The sequence below is a fragment of the Corynebacterium sp. HMSC078H07 genome, assembly GCF_001812805.1.
Classification (GTDB): Bacteria; Actinomycetota; Actinomycetes; order Mycobacteriales; family Mycobacteriaceae; genus Corynebacterium.
In genome coordinates, this window is record NZ_KV810437.1 from 66,040 (window position 1) to 83,613 (window position 17,574).

At 62.7% G+C, this 17,574-nt stretch carries 10 protein-coding genes; 6 read left to right on the forward strand and 4 right to left on the reverse strand.

Annotation, left to right across the window (positions count from 1 at the left end):
• Positions 1–91: 91 nt before the first annotated feature.
• Complete coding sequence (locus HMPREF2875_RS01005; RefSeq protein ID WP_070669612.1) at positions 92–1,825, forward strand: long-chain-fatty-acid--CoA ligase; 1,734 nt, start codon at positions 92–94, stop codon at positions 1,823–1,825.
• Positions 1,826–1,827: 2 nt separating this feature from the next.
• On the opposite strand, the gene HMPREF2875_RS01010 is transcribed toward HMPREF2875_RS01005, so the two are convergent.
• Positions 1,828–2,817, reverse strand: a complete 990-nt coding sequence (locus tag HMPREF2875_RS01010) for a hypothetical protein (RefSeq protein WP_141754541.1) — start codon at positions 2,815–2,817, stop codon at positions 1,828–1,830.
• A 315-nt stretch (positions 2,818–3,132) separates the two neighbouring features.
• On the opposite strand from HMPREF2875_RS01010, the gene HMPREF2875_RS01015 reads away from it, so the two are divergent.
• From HMPREF2875_RS01015 to HMPREF2875_RS01030, 4 genes are all read left to right on the forward strand, one after another.
• Positions 3,133–12,042 carry a type I polyketide synthase gene (locus tag HMPREF2875_RS01015; protein WP_070669615.1) on the forward strand — a complete coding sequence of 2,970 codons (8,910 nt, stop codon included), beginning with the start codon at positions 3,133–3,135 and terminating at the stop codon, positions 12,040–12,042.
• A gap of 102 nt (positions 12,043–12,144) precedes the next feature.
• Positions 12,145–13,170 carry a DUF308 domain-containing protein gene (locus tag HMPREF2875_RS01020; protein ID WP_070669617.1) on the forward strand — a complete coding sequence of 342 codons (1,026 nt, stop codon included), beginning with the start codon at positions 12,145–12,147 and terminating at the stop codon, positions 13,168–13,170.
• A gap of 6 nt (positions 13,171–13,176) precedes the next feature.
• A complete protein-coding gene (locus HMPREF2875_RS01025) occupies positions 13,177–13,614 on the forward strand; it encodes a hypothetical protein (protein ID WP_070669618.1) in 438 nt (145 codons plus the stop codon).
• 151 nt (positions 13,615–13,765) lie between these two features.
• On the forward strand, positions 13,766–14,461 hold the full coding sequence (locus HMPREF2875_RS01030) for a hypothetical protein (RefSeq protein ID WP_070669620.1): 696 nt from the start codon (positions 13,766–13,768) through the stop codon (positions 14,459–14,461).
• Between the two features lie 7 nt (positions 14,462–14,468).
• On the opposite strand, the gene HMPREF2875_RS01035 is transcribed toward HMPREF2875_RS01030, so the two are convergent.
• Positions 14,469–15,623 (reverse strand): YihY/virulence factor BrkB family protein, encoded by a 1,155-nt coding sequence (locus HMPREF2875_RS01035; RefSeq protein ID WP_070669622.1) that lies wholly within the window; start codon positions 15,621–15,623, stop codon positions 14,469–14,471.
• Between the two features lie 84 nt (positions 15,624–15,707).
• Here HMPREF2875_RS01035 and HMPREF2875_RS01040 point away from each other — a divergent pair, with 84 nt between their 5' ends.
• Positions 15,708–16,184 (forward strand): S-ribosylhomocysteine lyase, encoded by a 477-nt coding sequence (locus HMPREF2875_RS01040; RefSeq protein ID WP_070669624.1) that lies wholly within the window; start codon positions 15,708–15,710, stop codon positions 16,182–16,184.
• Between the two features lie 3 nt (positions 16,185–16,187).
• On the opposite strand, the gene HMPREF2875_RS01045 is transcribed toward HMPREF2875_RS01040, so the two are convergent.
• Both HMPREF2875_RS01045 and HMPREF2875_RS01050 read right to left on the reverse strand, forming a co-directional pair.
• Positions 16,188–16,385 carry a hypothetical protein gene (locus HMPREF2875_RS01045; protein WP_070669625.1) on the reverse strand — a complete coding sequence of 66 codons (198 nt, stop codon included), beginning with the start codon at positions 16,383–16,385 and terminating at the stop codon, positions 16,188–16,190.
• A 75-nt stretch (positions 16,386–16,460) separates the two neighbouring features.
• The gene (locus HMPREF2875_RS01050) at positions 16,461–17,573 is read right to left on the reverse strand and encodes a UDP-N-acetylmuramate dehydrogenase (RefSeq protein ID WP_210388122.1); all 1,113 of its coding nucleotides are present in this window, start codon (positions 17,571–17,573) and stop codon (positions 16,461–16,463) included.
• Position 17,574: the final 1 nt, after the last annotated feature.

Here is a 17,574-nt window from a genome sequence, read left to right on the forward strand (position 1 = left end):
GCAACTTTGCAAAGTTTTGCGAGACGACGGTCACAAATTAGTTATACTGTTCCACACATAACATATTTGACCACCTAAGGAGTTCTCGCTCATGACCGAAGCCCCTGTGAAAGCGCCCTCTGCCTACGAGACCAAGGCATGGCTGCAGTACTACCCCGAGTGGACCAAACCCCACTTGGACTACGGCGACAAGACTCTCTTGGACTCCTACCAAGAAACCGTCGAGGCCTACGGAGATAGGCCAGCCACCTGGTTCTTCGGCAGCCAGATGACGTACCGCGAGCTCGATACCCACGTGCGCGCCGCCGCCGCAGGATTAAAGGCCTTCGGAATCCGCCCCGGTGACCGCGTAGCAGTCGCCCTTCCAAATTGTCCTCAGCACGTGGCGGTGTTCTACGCCATCCTGAAGCTGGGAGCGACCGTCGTGGAGCACAACCCGCTCTACACCGCCCCGGAGCTGGAGCCGCTCTTCAACGACCACGCCGCGCGCGTGGCGGTGGTCTGGGACAAGGCGAGCCCAACGTTCGAGAAGCTGCGTGACTCTACCCCGCTGGAAACCATCGTCACGGTCAACATGATTGAGGCGATGCCGCGCCGCAAGCAAGCGCTCCTACGTTTGCCCATCCCCTTTATTAAGGACAAGCGCGAAGAACTCTCCGTCCCAGCCCCCAACACCGTGCCATGGAGCGCCCTCACTGGCCGTGCCATCGGCGGCCACGGTCATAAGCTGACAGACGCGAAGGTCGACCATAACGACACTGCACTCATTCTCTACACCTCCGGCACCACGGGAACCCCGAAGGGCGCGGAGCTGAGCCACTCCAACCTCTACTGCAACATGAAGATGGCGGAGTCCTGGGTTCCGAAACTTGGAGAAAAGGCCGAACGAATGCTGGCGGCCCTGCCCCTCTTCCATGTGTACGGCCTCACCCTTATCGCGGCACTCGGCGTGCACATCGGTGGCGAGCTGGTTTTGGCGCCAGCCCCGAAGATTCCGCTCCTGCTGGACATCATGAAGAAGCGCCGCCCCACCTGGATGCCGGGCGTGCCCACCATTTATGCCAAGGTTATGGAGGCAGCCAAGGAACAAGGCATTGACCTGCACGGCATTGAAAACAGTCTTTCCGGCGCGGCCGCCTTGCCGCCGGAAATCGTCGAGGAATGGGAAGCCCTCACCGGCGGTCTTCTTGTGGAAGGCTACGGCCTGACGGAGACCTCCCCCATCGTTACGGTGAACCCGCTCAACAAGAACCGCCGCCCGGGGTATATCGGTATTCCTTTCCCGGATACCGAGGTACGCATTGGCAACCCAGATAACCTCGACGAGACCCAGCCGGACGGCACCGCGGGCGAGCTCCTCGTGCGCGGCCCCCAGGTATTCAAGGGTTATTTCAATATGCCGGAGGCCACCGAGAACGCCTTCCACAATGGCTGGTACCGCACGGGTGACATGGCGATTATGGAGTCAGATGGCTTCATCAAGATTGTCTCCCGCATCAAGGAGATGATCATTACAGGCGGCTTCAACATCTACCCGGCGGAGGTCGAAGACGTCATTCGCCAGCACCCAGACGTGACCAACGTGGCTGTAGTGGGCTTGCCCCGTGACGATGGTTCTGAGGACGTCGTGGGATGCATTGTGCTTAACGACGGCGCCGTGCTCGACCCCGAAGGCCTCAAGGACTACTGCCGTGAGCGCCTTACCCGCTACAAGGTTCCGCGCAGGTTCTATCACTTCGAGCACCTCGCGTCGGACCAGCTGGGCAAGGTCCGCCGCCGCGAAGTGCAGAAGGAACTCTTGAAGCTCATCAAAGAGCACGCCTAGGCTTAAGCAGCACGTTCGGCATAGCTCATGAAGCGGCTGGGGTTGAACGTTGAGTAGAACTCCTCCCCGGCCCAGATCAGCTGGCTCACCAGAGTACTCAACTGGTGATCCAGCTGCGCGTCCGTGTAGCCCCATCCAGTGGGGATGCGGGCCGTGGTGACAAGGACTAGGTCCTCGTCGGCACCTCGACGTACAGTCTCAATGCGCGCGGAGTACGCATACTGGACATCATTCTTGAATTCCGCCCAGCGCACGAGGGCATCAAGGTCACAGAGGCACCGCCCTGACGGGGTCACGAGGCTTAGTTCGATATCGTCGGAGCCGTCGCATGCCGCCTGCACGGTAATCGTGTGGTCTTTAATCGTGATGCCCACCGTGCCGTTGCCGTGGTTCACAACGTGAACTGGGTGCTCCATCGAGACGAGGCGCGTTGCGCGTTGGTGCACGCGCCACATACCGACTGCTGATACCTCGTACACCTCACTGAAATAGTGTGGAGTCACGTGCTTGAGCCCAGCACCCCGCATAGGTTCGGAGGGTTCCTCCGGAAAGTGCTCATCGAAGCGCGCAAAGACCGCTGAGAGGGACTTCGCGTATCCAGAAATGATGCTCTTGAGCTGCGAATTCGTTGCTGTCGACGGCAGGTAAGGCGGTGCATAAACGCGCAGATGTGAGTGAGCTATGGAGCTTCCACAAGGCTCTGCGACGAGACTGCCGGAGATACCTCCACCGTTAAAATCGTTGACGTCCATACGCAAGGGCTGCCGGTCTGGATCGAAGCACACCGCGCCACCCCAATAGCCAAGAATGGAGAGGCCTCCCAACTCGTCGTTGACGCCAACACTCATGAGTCCGCCCGGGATCCGGATGGTAGGCAGGCCCATGGAGTTGTTTTCCAGCGTGCCGGCTAGCTTCTCCATGGCCTTCTTTACGCGCCTAGTGCTGAGTGCTGCTGGGGTTTTGGCTGGTTTATGAGATGCGGTTTGAGACATTGTCCCCCCCTAGAAATTTGTGTGTTACCTACATACTGAGCGAGCTGGTCGTGAGGTCCCCACACACGTCACTCTCCCCCGAGCTGCTGCAGTGCCGCCAAGAATACAAAAGGTTGAGCACCTTCGCTCGCCGAGAAGCAGGCGAGTACCCCCACCCGAGAATCAAACGTGAGAAAAACCTCACATTTTGCGCGCGGGAGGCCCTCTATTAATCGAGCTTCGACTACGGTGGCGTCATCATGATTAGTTATGTTGGGCAAACTAATGCTCTTCAACTAGTCAGAGACCTATCCCCGACCAGCACAAAGAGGAAAAATGCCTGTAACTCCGCTGCATTCTATGCCCCGCCCAGCCGTCCTTTTCGCGGGTCAGGGCTCTGAATGGCAAAGCTTCATCGCCGCCGCCACGCACACTCCAGCCACTGCCCAGCGCCTGCAGGAGGTTCTCGCCCAGGCTCGCCTGCTCATCGCCCCGGTAGCCCGCTCGGTAGCCTCCACATGTCCCGGTGCGGTGGAACGTGTGGAGCAACTCATCGGCGGGGAGGCAGAACGCGAGCCCGGCGATGTACTCCCAGCCGTCTCCATCCCGGGCATCGTGCTGGGACAAATTGCGGCCATCGAGCAACTCCGGGACCTGGGTGTCTCGCTCGACCTGACCGCGGGGCACTCGCAGGGAAGCTTGGGGGAGATGGCCGTCGATAAGCCAGCGGAAGCCCTAGCCCTTGCCCTCCTCATGGGCACGGCCGCGACGGCGGTAAACGGTACCGATCCCCGCTCGCAGATGCTGTCGGTGCGTGGGCTAGAGCGCGACTTCGTCGTCGAGCGCCTGCACGGAACAGCGGACATCGCTGTGGTGAATGGGCGGCGCCACCTCGTGCTATCAGGCAGTCCAGAAGACCTTGCGGCAACGCGCGCGGCGATTGAAGGCGCCGCTGCGCAGCACAACGTCGCTCTAGAGGAGCGCACTATCGGTGGTGACGAGCTTGAAGCACGTTTCGACGAGCTGCCCGTAGCTCTGCCTTTCCATAACCCGGTGCTCGCCATGGCCGCTGAACGCACCGTGGCGTTGGCGCAGAAATGCGGTTTGGATGAACAAGCCGCTCGCGAGCACGCAGAGGCCATCCTCGTGGCCGAGCACACGTGGCCCGAGACGCTGAAAGCGCTGGACGCTACTCACCTTATCGTCCTCGACCGCGCTCTGACGTCCATCACGCGCCGCGCGGTGGAGGGCACCGGGGTTGTCGTCGTGGAGGCCGCCACCCCACAGGCCATCGACTCTCTCACCACGCCCGGCACCGAACTGTCCACTGCACTGAACTACGCCGACTTTGCACCACGCATCCTTGAGCTTCCTGGCGGGCGCACCGTTACACAGACGCGCTTTTCGGATCTCACGGGCCTCTCCCCCATCATGCTGGGTGGCATGACTCCGACCTCCGCTGACGGTGAGATCGTGGCCGCGGCGGCAAACTCCGGACACTGGACGGAGATGGCCGGCGGCGGTATGTACTCCGAAGAGGTCTTCCGTGCCCACCTCGCAGTCATGGAAAAGCACTTGCACCCGGGCCGCACTGCCCAGTTCAACACCATGTTCTTCGATCGCTTCCTGTGGAACCTGCAGTTTGGTCAGGCGCGCCTCGTGCCCAAGGCCCGTGCGGCCGGCGCGCCTTTCAACGGGGTGTGCATCTCCGCCGGTATCCCCGAGGTAGAGGAAGCCGGCGAGCTCCTCGCCCGCCTGCACGAGGACGGCTTCCCCTACATTTCCTTCAAGCCCGGCACCGCCAAGCAGATCCGAGACGTGCTGGCCATCGCCGCTGCCTACCCGGAGGATCAGATCATCATGCAGGTCGAGGACGGGCATGCTGGCGGTCACCACTCCTGGGTAAACCTCGATGACATGCTGCTGGAGACCTACGCTGAGATTCGTGCTCACAGCAACGTCTACCTTGCCGTGGGCGGCGGCATCGCCACACCGGAGCGCGCCACGGAGTACCTCACCGGCGCGTGGGCGAAGAAGCATGGCCTGCCTGCTATGCCTGTCGACGCCGTCTTCCTCGGCACCGTCGCCATGGCCACCAAGGAGGCCAAAGCTACCGACTCCGTCAAGGAACTACTGGTCAACACTCCGGGTATCAGCCCAGAAGACAACGGCGGATGGGTAGGCCGTGGCCGCGGCGCGCACGGCGTGGCATCATCGCAGTCCCACCTGCTGGCAGACATCCACGACCTGGACAATTCCTTCGCTGCAGCCTCACGCCTCATTACCTCCCTCAGTATCGAGGAGTACCCGGCACACCGCCAGGAGATCATCGGTGCTCTAGCCAAGACCTGCAAGCCCTACTTCGGCGACGTGGAATCCATGACCTACGCCGCGTGGCTCGAGCGTTTTGTGGAGCTGGCCCACCCGTTCGTGGATCCGAGCTGGGATGACCGTTTCCTCGATCTCCTCCACCGCGTCGAGGCCCGCCTGAATCCGGCTGACCACGGCCAGATTGAAACCCTCTTCCCCACTGTGGAAGCTGTGCACGATGCCCCGCAGGCCGTCGCGAAGCTGCTGGCTGAATATCCCGCTGCACGTACCACCGAGGTCTCCGCGCGCGATGCCGCCTGGTGGATTTCGCTGCACTACAAGCACGTCAAGCCCATGCCGTGGGTACCTGCCATCGATGGTGACCTGAAGTCCTGGTTTGGCAAAGATACCCTGTGGCAGGCCCAGGATGAGCGCTACACTGCCGACCAGGTGCGCATCATCCCAGGTCCAGTGGCCGTGGCCGGCATTACCGCGAAGAACGAGCCGGTGGCAGACCTGCTTGCCCGCTTCGAGCAGGCCACCACGGATGCGCTGCTGGAGCAGGGTTCGACACCGCAGAAGGCCTTCTCCCGCCTGAACTCCGCTGCCGATGAGGCCGAGTTCCTGCGCACCGCGCCTACCCTGCTGTGGCATGGCCACCTGATGGCGAACCCGGCGCATGAGATGGATGAGAATGCCTTCGACCTGCGCCAGGATGCGGACGGCAAGTGGGAAATTGTCATCACCGCTGATTCTTACTGGGATGATCTCCCTGAAGAGCAGCGTCCCTTCTGCGTTCGCGAGGTCACCGTTCCTGTAGACCTGCCGGAGGACGTGGCCACGGGCGGCTCCCCGGTGGTCTCCGAGGAGCGCCTGCCAGGCTCCGTCTTTGCTCTCCTGGAGGGCCTGGCCGGTGTGGGCTCCACGGCCGAACAGGGCGATGAGATCACGGAAATGCCCACGGTGGAGTCGGGCTACTCCTTCCACTTCCCGGCCTCTTTGCTGTCCGCACACAGCGCGGTGACCTGTGGCGATTCCTCCGTTGAAAAGGCCGGCACCCCGGATGTTTTGGTCGGCCCGTGCTGGCCGGCCATCTACGCCGCGCTCGGCTCCGGCCGCCTGGAGGACGGTTACCCGGTCATCGAAGGCCTGCTCAACGCGGTGCACCTGGACCACGTCATCGACGTGCGGGTGCCGCTGGAGCAGCTTGCCGACGGCCGCCAGATCGACGTCACCTCTTCCTGCACCGCCGTGGAGGAATCTGCTTCTGGGCGCATCGTCACGGTCGAGCTCGAGCTCACGGATCACGCGTCCGGTGACATCGTGGCCACGCAGATGCACCGCTTTGCCATCCGCGGCCGCGCTACCGGAACCGCAGCGCCGAAGCCCGCTCCAGAGTGGGGCGGCGGAAAGTCCGCCACCAAGGTGGTGCCGACGCCACGCTCCTTTATCGACCGCGCCACCGTCACCGCCCCGCAGGATATGACGCCATTCGCGCTGGTCTCCGGCGACTATAACCCGATTCACACGTCCTATAACGCGGCCCAGCTGGTCAACCTTCAAGCACCGCTGGTGCACGGCATGTGGCTCTCCGCTGCGGCGCAGCACGTAGCCGGGCGCCACGGCCGCGTAGTGGGCTGGACCTACTCCATGTACGGCATGGTGCAGCTGGGTGATGACATCGAGATCACCGTCGAGCGCGTCGGCCGCAAGGGCATCCACCAGGCACTCGAAGTCACCTGCCGCATCGACGGCGACGTAGTCTCCCGCGGCCAAGCCTTGCTCGCCGCGCCGACCACGGCCTACGTCTACCCCGGCCAGGGCATCCAGGCAGAGGGCATGGGCCAGGGTGACCGCCAAGCTTCCCCGGCGGCACGCGAGGCCTGGCGCCGCGCCGACGCGCATACCCGCGCGAACCTGGGCTTTAGCATCCAGAAGATCATCGATGAGAACCCCACGGAACTCTCCGTGCGCGGCACCACCTTCCGCCATCCGCAGGGCGTGCTGCACCTGACCCAATTCACGCAGGTAGCCCTGGCCGTCGTGGCCTATGCCCAAACCGAACGCCTGCGCGCTGACGACGCCCTGGCGCCCACCTCCTACTTCGCCGGCCACTCACTGGGCGAATACACCGCCCTTGCCTCGCTGGCGAACATCTTCGACCTCGAGGGTGTTATTGACATCGTCTATTCCCGCGGTTCCGCCATGGGCAGCCTGGTGCCGCGCGATGCTGAAGGAAATTCCGAGTACGCCATGGCCGCACTGCGCCCGAACATGGCGGGTATTGATGCCGACAACGTCGACGCCTGGGTGGCTGAGGTCGCCGAGGCCACCGGCGAGTTCTTGGAGATTGTCAACTACAACATCCGCGGCCAGCAATACTCCATCGCCGGCACGAAGAAGGGACTCAAGGCCCTGGTAGACAAGGCCAATGCCGTCACCCCGCGCGCGGCCGTCATGGTCCCGGGCATTGACGTGCCTTTCCACTCCCGCGTGTTGCGCGAAGGCGTGCCGGCCTTTGCAGAGAAGCTCGACGAGCTGCTTCCGGCACAGCTGGACCTCGATGCCCTGGTGGGCCGCTACATCCCGAACCTCGTGGCCCGACCCTTCGAGCTCACCCAGGACTTCGTCGACGCCGTGGCACCGCTGGCGCCGTCCGGAAAGCTGGACGGGCTCAATGCTGCGGACATGGACGACAACGAGCTCGCCCGCCTGCTCCTCATTGAGCTACTGTCCTGGCAGTTCGCCTCACCTGTGCGCTGGATTGAAACCCAGGAGTTCCTCTTTGGCAAGGTCGAGCAGATCATCGAGGTGGGCTTGGCGTCCTCGCCCACGCTCACCAATTTGGCCGAGCGCTCGCTTAAGGTTGCCGGCATCCCGGAGGGCACCATCCGCGTGCTCAACGTGGAGCGCGACCAGGAGCAGGTCATGCTTGCCGACGTCTCCGAGGCCCCCACCCCAGAACCCGTTGCGGAATCCGTCGCCGAGGAAGCACCGCAGGCAGACGACGTTCCGGCTCCGGCTGCACCAACTCCGGCGCCAACTCCTGCACCTGCGGCCCCGGGCGTCGCGTCTGGCGACGCCCCCGAACTGCGCTTCGGCGCGGCGGAGGCCATCATGGTGCTCTTCGCCTTCCAGAACAAGATCCGCGTGGACCAGATTATGGACTCCGATACCGTGGAGGAGCTCACCAACGGCGTATCCTCGCGCCGCAACCAGCTGCTCATGGACATGTCGGCGGAACTGGGCGTGCCCGCCATCGATGGTGCTGCTGATGCCGACGTAGCCACGCTGCGCGAGAAGGTGTCCACTGCGGCACCGGGCTATGCCGCTTTCGGCCCGGTGCTCGGTGAGGCCGTCGGAGCACGCCTGCGCCAGCTCTTTGGTGCAGCGGGCCTCAAGCCCACCGCCGTGGCTGAGTACGTCACCGGAACCTGGGGACTGCCCGAATCCTGGATTGCCCACATCGAAGCGGAAATCCTCCTCGGCTCCCGCGAGGAAGACTCGGTGCGCGGCGGCTCGCTGAGCACCGTGCCGGCGAGTGCCACCTCCAAGTCTGCAGCGCACGAGCTGATCGACACCGCCGTCCAGGCCGTCGCCGCTGCCCACGGCGCTACTGTCTCCAAGGGCGCAGCCGCCGGTGGTGCCGGGGGCGGTGCCGTGGTCGACTCTGCTGCCTTGGATGCTTTCGCCGAGACCGTCACCGGTGAGAACGGTGTCTTGGCCACAGCTGCCCGCCAGGTTCTCTCCCAGCTCGGGCTGGACTCCAAGCCGGAACTCGTCGAAGCGCCTGATACCACCGTCATCGATGCCGTCGAGGCAGAGCTCGGCTCTGGGTGGCTTAAGTCTGTAGCTCCGTCGTTTGACTCGACGAAGGCCGTGCTTTTCGACGACTCCTGGGCCATCGCCCGCGAGCGCCTTGCCCGCGTGGCACTGGGCCAGGCCGAGTATTCAGTTGAGAGCTTCCGCGGTACTGGCGAGGACCTGGCACGCCAGGCTCGCTGGTGGAAGCGCGAAGACATAGCGAAGGCTGCCGTGGACACCACGCCCGGCGCGTATGCCGGCGAGATTGCCCTAGTCACGGGTGCTGCACCTGGTTCCATCGCCACCGCGTTGGTGGAGCGTCTGCTGGAAGGCGGCGCCACGGTCATTATGACTGCCTCCCGTATAAGCCAAGCCCGCAAGGAGTTCGCGCGCACGCTCTATGCCGAGCACGGCGCTGCTGGTTCCGCCCTGTGGCTGGTCCCGGCGAACCTGTCGAGCTTCCGCGATATTGACGCGCTCATCGACTGGATCGGCACTGAGCAGCGCGAGTCCGTGGGCAACGAGGTCAAGATTCTCAAGCCGGCCCTCACGCCGACGCTGGCCTTCCCCTTCGCCGCGCCAAGTGTGTCCGGCTCGCTGGCGGATGCCTCCGGCACCACCGAGTCCCAGGCCCGGCTGCTGCTGTGGTCCGTCGAACGCACCATTGCGGGGCTAGCACGGCTGAGTCAGGGGGACTTCGATAAGCGCTGCCATGTCGTCCTGCCGGGCTCCCCCAACCGCGGCACCTTCGGCGGCGACGGCGCCTACGGCGAGGTCAAGGCAGCACTTGATGCCATCCTCAACAAGTGGAAGGTCGAGGCCGGTTGGCCGCAGGGAGTCACCCTGGCACAGGCCAAGATTGGCTGGGTCGCCGGCACGCACCTCATGGGAGGCAATGATGCGCTGGTGCCCGCCGCAGAGAAGGCCGGCATCAAGGTGTGGAGCCCGGAGGAGATTTCCTCCGAGCTTATGGCACTGGCCAGCACGGATGTCCGCGAGCAGGCAGCACTTGCTCCGGTGGAGAAGGACCTCACCGGTGGCCTGGAGGGCTTTTCCCTGACGGAGCTTGCCGCAGGTGCGGAGCCGACTGGCGTCGTTCCGCACGAGGAGCAGGACGCCCTCGCGACCATCACCGCACTGCCCAACCAGGTGCACGCAGTTCAGCCAGGCCTGGAGGAAGAAATCGGCCAGGTCACCACGGACCTAGAGGACATGGTGGTCATCGCCGGCATCGGCGAAGTCTCCTCGTGGGGTTCGGGCCGCACGCGCTTCGAGGCCGAGTATGGTCTGCAGCGCGATGGTTCCGCGGAACTCACCGCAGCCGGCGTGCTGGAGCTGGCCTGGATGACCGGGCTAGTGGAATGGCGTGAGGACCCGCACCCGGGCTGGTTCGTCGTGAACGACGACGAAGAGATTGCCGAAGAGGACATCTTCGAGCGCTTCCGCGATGAGGTCGTCGCGCGCTGTGGCATCCGCACGCTCACGGATAAGTACCACCTCACCGACCGTGGATCCATCGATCTGACCACCGTCTTCCTCGACCGCGACGTCACCTTCACGGTGGATTCGGAAGCCACCGCCCGCGATATCCAGGAAGCGGATCCGGAGTTCGTCAGCATCGTCGAGGAGGATAGCGAATGGCAGGTCACCCGCCGCAAAGGTGCTACGGTCAAGGTGCCGCGCAAGGCCGCGCTCACCCGCACCGTGGCCGCCCAGATGCCGGACGACTTCGACGCTGCGAAGTGGGGAATTCCGGAGCACATGCTGGATTCCCTCGACCGCATGGCGGTGTGGAATCTGGTTACGGCAGTGGATGCCTTTACCCAGGCAGGCTTCTCCCCGGCGGAGTTGCTGCGCTCCATCCACCCGGGCCAGGTGGCCACCACGCAGGGCACAGGTATCGGCGGCATGGAGTCCCTGCACAAGGTCTTCGTCACCCGCTTCCTGGGTGAGGAGCGCCCCTCGGACATCCTGCAGGAGGCCCTGCCCAACGTCATCGCGGCGCATACCATGCAATCCCTGGTGGGCGGCTACGGTTCCATGATTCACCCCATCGGTGCCTGCGCTACCGCTGCAGTGTCGATTGAAGAGGCCGTGGACAAGATTGCGTTGGGGAAGGCTGATGTGGTCGTGGCCGGCGGTATCGACGATGTGCAGGTGGAATCCCTCCAGGGCTTCGGAGATATGAACGCCACCGCAGAAACCGCGACAATGACCGCCAAGGGAATCGATGATCGCTTCATCTCCCGCGCCAACGACCGCCGCCGCGGCGGCTTCCTCGAAGGCGAAGGTGGCGGCACGGTCCTGCTCGTTCGTGCCTCACTAGCAGCCGACTTAGGACTGCCAGTGCTCGCGGTGGTCGCGCACGCGGCGTCTTATGGCGACGGCGCCCACACCTCCATCCCGGCCCCGGGCCTGGGTGCGCTGGGTGCTGGCCGCGGCCGGGAAAACTCCCGCCTGGCGCGCTCGCTGCGCGGACTCGGCCTCACTCCCAACGATGTCAGCGTCTTGTCCAAGCACGACACTTCCACCAACGCCAATGACCCCAATGAGTCGGAGCTGCACTCCCTGCTGTGGCCGGCGATTGGCCGCGATAAGGACCAGCCGATGTTCGTCATCTCCCAGAAGACACTCACCGGCCACTCCAAGGCGGGTGCTGCTCTCTTCCAAACCGGCGGCATCATTGATGTCTTCCGCACGCACCGCATCCCGGCGAACGTCTCCCTGGATTGCGTCGACCCGCTCATTGCCCCGAAGGCACCGAACCTGGTGTGGCTGCGCTCCCCGCTGGATCTCGGCTCTGCAGGCCACAATGTGAAGGCAGCGGCGCTGACCTCGCTCGGCTTTGGCCACGTCAGCGCGCTCATCGTCTACGCTCACCCGGGCGTATTCGAGCAGGCAGTAGCTCAGCAGCGCGAGGCGGATGCTGCCACCTCGTGGCGCGAGCGCGCCGAGCGCCGCCTGCGCGCCGGCCGCGCCCACTTTGAGGCCGGCATGCTGGGCCGCGCTCCGCTCTTCGAGGTCATCGAAGGACGCCGCCTGCCGGCTCACAACGCCAAGGCTGCGGAAATCGCGATGCTTCTCGACGATTCCGCGCGCCTCAGCGAGGACGGCACCTACCCAGAAGACTAGGAGCACTCCCCACCTATCCCTTGTTCCCGCACGCGGCGGTTATGCTGCGGTTACTATGAGGTTCCACTCACCTCTCCCACCACCCCCCGAAAGAGCCTCGTGATGACTCAGCCGCCGTATCCGCCGCACAACCCGCCGCCGGGCCCCCGGCAGCAGGGCGCCCCTCATCAGGATGCCCCGCAGCAGAATCCCTACGCCAACCAGGCCTTCCCGCCGCCTGGGGCTCCCTACGGCAACCCGGGCGGCGGGTATGGGGCACCTCCGCCCCAACCAGAACCGCCAAAGAAGAGTTCCGTCGTCGGAATTATCGCCACAGTGTTCGCTGTCTTGGGCACCATTATCGCCTGCGTTCCCGGCATCTACGTCGTGGGCTGGATCATGCTCGTCGCGGGGTTCATTTCTGCCATCGTCGCGCTGTTCCTCAACAACCAATCCAAGTTCTGGGGCGTGGCCGCGCTGCTCATCTCCGTGGTGGGTAGCTTCATTGCCTCGATAGTCTTTCTCTTCTTCATCACCGCAAAGTTCCTCAATTCACTGCCGGATACGACACAAACTCCAAATGCGGGGAGCTCCGTCGTGGGGACGACGGTGCAGCCATCGGGTGAGGAGACGTCGGAAAGCACAAGCTCCCCTACCCCCATCTCGACGGAGTACTTCAACAGCGTTCCCGACGAAAACGGCAACCAGCACGTTGAGGACGGCACCCCTGGTTCACACTCAAACCCCCTACCGCTCAACACGACGTTGAACGGACCTGAATGGGCAGTGGACGTAGCCAACCTCAACTTCGACGGCACTGACGAGGTCATGGCGGCGGACCCGTCCTATGAAAAGCCAGAAGATGGTCGAAAGTACTTAGTTTTTGACTTAACACTGACGTACACCGGTAATGAGACTGACGCTAGCTCGGAAATGGCGTTCCTCTACTTCGACCCTGGTGAAGAGGAGAACGGACAGCCCATCAAGTGGGACGTCGACGGATTTATGGACGTGGACACCCCTTTCCAGCCGCAGGAGAAGCGCACCGGCAGAGTCGCTGTCAGCGTGCCGGAGAACGGCGCTGAAGACGGTACCTTCGGGATTATCGCGCCTGGCACTGAGATTCCCTTCTTCCTCGCATTGAAATAGGACACTATGACACAACCTCCCCAGCATCCCTCCGGTTTCCAGCCCTCACACGTCCCGCCTCCCCAGAATGGGCCGTATGGCCAACAGAACTTCTACGGTGCCGCGCAGCCGCCCCAGCCGCCGCAGCGACAATCCAATGCTCTGGGGATCATCGCCTTCATCACGGCGCTGTTCGGATTCGTGCTCACCTGTCTGCCTTTCACGTTCCTCATCGACGGAGTTGTGCTCTGCACTGCCGTCATCTTGGGATTTATTGGTTTGTTCATGAAAGACCAGAGGAACCTCTGGCCCATCATCGCGCTGTGCACCGCAGCGGTGGGAGCAGTCCTCGGTTTCATCATTAAGATTGCACTAACCGTCGGCTTGTTTGTGCTGTTTGAGGAGGGGGCCTCGTGGGAAGACACGTTGACGAGCTACTCGACGGAACAGGTCGAGCACACATAGGCCGGGCCAAGGGGCCCCTCTCCACATCTGAAAGAGTCCCTCCCATGACCTCTACCTCCCAAAAGGATTCCCAGCCCAAGAAGGACCGCCTCGGCCTAATAGCTGTGGTGCTCGCTCTAGTGGGCACACGCTGCTGGCGTGTCTTCCCGTTGTGTACATCGCCGGCTGGGTCATGCTCGCTGCGGCTGTGGCCACGGGGCTTGCCGCGACCCTATCTGCCCGGCAATCCACCCCGGTTGGTGTTGTCGCCATCGCCGTCAGCGTCATTGGCAGCGTCGTGGCTGCTGCCGCGTTTTTCGTGCTTCCGAAGTCCACGGACGCCACTCCGGTTACTACCCACGAAGTTATCGCTGCACCGAACCCTACGAGCACCTTTCAACTGACTCCGAATACTGATGGCGAGCACTACATTCTCGATGGCGACGAAGGCTCGAGAAGCGACCCGTTGCCGTTGAACACCATGTTATCTAGCCCAGAATGGCAACTGACAGTGAGCAATCTTGTGGTCAATAACTCCGACTCTCTCGTTGCCGCCCATCCCCTACTTCCCCGGCCCAGAAAAGGACGAGAGTATATCTCGGTCGACGTCACCATCACGTACTTAAGCGATAATCCTGACTACCTCAATGTGCCACTCATTAGCTACAGCGACCATTGGGCTTTGAAGAACCGAAAATTGGATGGGTCATCAGTCAACTCCGACAACGAGCTGTATAACCCCCTGTCGCAGGCGAAGACCCGAAGTAAGACACTCATTTTTAGTGCCCCTTCCAAGAACACCGAGAGCGGCAACATCGTGGTCTCTGATCCCACCACGAAAAGCTCTATCTACTACTCGCTGAAATAGCGCTCAACTACTCGGGCTGTTCCTGCCGCGCGCTATCGGAAATCTCACGTGCCTTGTACTCAAGGCGCTTTTGCGCACGGGCCTGAGCGCGGGAGGATGCATCTGAGCGCGGCGGGGCTTGGATGAAGCGTTCCGAGTGCATCCCTAGCTGCAGCTCCTTTGCACGCAGCACCTCGGCATCAATTTTGATACCCACAATGAGGGACGTATTCATCAACCAAATGGCCATGAAAAGAGCCAGGATGGTACTCAATGCACCATAAGCGCTGGCTGCGGCAAGATACGTGATGTAAAGGCCGAACAAGCCCCAGACCCCAACGGTGCCCACGAGTGCTACGACGGAACCGTAAGTAATCCAGCGAAAGCGACTCGGCCGCACATTGGGGCTGAAGTGATAGAGCACCGCAATCAGCGTGAGGACTACGACCACCGTGACGGGGAAACGCAGCCAATTCCACACGGGCAGGAAGGCCTGGACTAGGTAGGTAGCGGCATCTTCAAGGCCGACCTGGCGGGCTAAAGGGTAGATGGCCTCGCTGATGACGGTATCTCGCAGCAAGTTGGCAAAGAGCACGATGACCGCGCCAATGACAATAATGGCGGTCAGCCCCCACATCAGCGACCACGTGCGAATGATGCCGCGGCCTTCCACTCGCCCGTACACGGTATTGGCTGTGCGCGCGAAGGCTCGCACATACGCCGAAGCAGAAAACAAGGAGATAGCCAAGGACACAATCAAGGCGAAGGTACCTTGGGCGCTTGAGCCAATAATGGCGCTGACGACAACATTCGCCTCCTCCGAGAAGGAGCTAGGAATGTACTGTTCGATGAACTGCGATGTCAACTGCTCCACTTCCTCCCTGCGGGAGGAGAAGATAAGAGTAGCGATGGAGTAGGCCGCCAGCACCGTGGGCGCAAACGCCATGAGCGTGAAGTACGTCATTCCGGCGGCGCGGTCCATGAAAGCATCGTGAAAGAAGTCATTCCACGTGCGGCGCATAACTAGTCCCCAGCTCTCCCGGCGAAGGCGGTTGCCTTTGGCAAAAGGATCGCGGGCATCATCGTGCCCCTCAACCTCGAGGATGCTCGAGCTCTTCCACGGCACGATGGTCTCTGGTCTCTCGACCGGGATGGCGTTGCCCCCGATCTCCTCGTCGCTCATATCTGTCCAGCGTATGCGGTACAGCCCGCGTTCAGGGGCAGGACACTCGGGCCTCGATGCAGCCCGTGGTTACACTGGGGAGGCATGACTGAGAACAGCACTGAGAACAAGATCAATGTGAAGTCCTTTGAGCTCGACCACCGGCTTGTCGACGCCCCCTATATCCGCGTCGCCGACCGCACCGACTTGGGCGGCGGGATAGAGATTATCAAGTATGACCTGCGCTTCTGCCAGCCCAACAAAGCGCATCTTGGCACCGAAGCCCTTCACTCGGTGGAGCACATGATGGCCAACTTCATGCGCAACTACACCGACAAGCTCATTGGCTTTGCCCCGATGGGCTGCCGTACCGGCTTCTACGCCATCACCAACGGCATGGAGCAGGATGAGCTGCTCCGCGCCGTCGAAGGCGCGCTCAATGACATCCTTAACGCCACCGAGGTTCCCGCCGCCAACGAGGTGCAGTGCGGCTGGGGCGCCCACCACTCACTCGAGGGCGCGCAGGAGGCCGCACGCAACTTCCTCGCGGCCAAGGATGAGTGGCTCAACGTCATGGCCTAAGCGCTAGTGCTCAAGGCGTCGGATCTGGGTACGGGCGACAAACAGCCCGGTGACGCCGAGCCCCAAGACACTCGCCATCAAGGTGCAGCGCGCTGCGCTGAACTCCGCGAACAGGCCTGGGACTAACAGGATCGCCACCGCGCAGAGAAGGGCCGAGACAAAGAGGAGGATGGCGAAAAGTACGTCTTTGGGGATGTACATGTTTTGTCCTTTCTGGGCACCTAGTGTCTGCCGGCGGCGGGCTAGTAATTCAACGCCATTTTAAATCTTTTTTACTTATATTTCTACCCCTAGCCAGATGGGTTCTGGCTCCAGCATTACGCCGAAGGCTTTCTGAACCCCGGCGCGGATCTCGCGGGCAAGGGCGACGATGTCATCTGCGGTGGCCTCACCGCGGTTGGTCAGCGCCAGGGTGTGCTTGGTAGACAGCGTTGCGCGTGCACCGGACTCGGCACCTGGGTAGCCCTTGGCAAAGCCGGCGCGTTCGATGAGCCACGCGGCGGAAAGCTTTTCCTTTCCTTCTCCTCCTTCTCCCGACGTGGTGGTCCCACCCACCACGTGGCGCGGCATGCGGTCCGCATCTTCGTCGCCGCGGGCGGCGCGGACGGCTTCCTGGATGGAATCGGCGAGCTGGGGCTCGACGATGGGGTTGGTAAAGAAGGAACCGGCTGACCACGTGTCATGGTCTTGTGGGTCGAGCACCATGCCCTTGCTGCGGCGCAGCTTCAGTACCTCTTCGCGGACTTCGGCAACAGGGCGGCGCTCACCGGGGTTCTGGGTGAGCTGGCCAAAGCGCAGGGGCTTCGACAGGCCATCGGTAGTCAGCTGAAGCTCGATAGCCAGCACCACGCCGCGTCCGGTGAACTTGAGGTTGGAGTAGCGATAGGCCAGCTCCAAGTCCGCGGCCGGTACCCACGATGCGGTGCGGGTAGCGCGCTCGTAGAGGTAGACCTGTGTGAGGACGTCGGAGGTCTCCGCGCCGTAGGCACCCACGTTCTGCACCGGCACGGCGCCGGCATTGCCTGGGATGCCGGAGAGGCACTCAATACCGCCCAAGCCGCACTCGACGGACAAGGCCACGACGTCATCCCACACAGCACCCGCATCAGCGCGGATGATTCCATCCGCCACGGAGGCATCGATGTCCTCAAAGTCGAGGATGACCACCACGACGTCGAGCTGACCTTCCGCAACCACGAGGTTGGAGCCGCCGCCGACGACGAGGTAGTCCTGGGAGGCGTCGTCAAGCACTGCTAATGCCGCGATGGCGGCCTCAGCGCTGGCACACCGCACCGTCACCAGCGGGGCGCCGCCAATGCGCAGAGTAGTGAGATCGGCGAAGGTGGTCTCGGAATCGAGAGTGACACCGTCTAGTTCAGCGAGAGTCATG

Coding starts and splice junctions, on each gene's coding strand:
- HMPREF2875_RS01035 (WP_070669622.1), bottom strand. CDS start 15,623: ATGAGCGACGAGGAGATCGGGGGCAACGCCATCCCGGTCGAGAGACCA.
- HMPREF2875_RS01020 (WP_070669617.1), top strand. CDS start 12,145: ATGACTCAGCCGCCGTATCCGCCGCACAACCCGCCGCCGGGCCCCCGG.
- HMPREF2875_RS01040 (WP_070669624.1), top strand. CDS start 15,708: ATGACTGAGAACAGCACTGAGAACAAGATCAATGTGAAGTCCTTTGAG.
- HMPREF2875_RS01005 (WP_070669612.1), top strand. CDS start 92: ATGACCGAAGCCCCTGTGAAAGCGCCCTCTGCCTACGAGACCAAGGCA.
- HMPREF2875_RS01025 (WP_070669618.1), top strand. CDS start 13,177: ATGACACAACCTCCCCAGCATCCCTCCGGTTTCCAGCCCTCACACGTC.
- HMPREF2875_RS01045 (WP_070669625.1), bottom strand. CDS start 16,385: ATGTACATCCCCAAAGACGTACTTTTCGCCATCCTCCTCTTTGTCTCG.
- HMPREF2875_RS01050 (WP_210388122.1), bottom strand. CDS start 17,573: ATGACTCTCGCTGAACTAGACGGTGTCACTCTCGATTCCGAGACCACC.
- HMPREF2875_RS01015 (WP_070669615.1), top strand. CDS start 3,133: ATGCCTGTAACTCCGCTGCATTCTATGCCCCGCCCAGCCGTCCTTTTC.
- HMPREF2875_RS01010 (WP_141754541.1), bottom strand. CDS start 2,817: ATGTCTCAAACCGCATCTCATAAACCAGCCAAAACCCCAGCAGCACTC.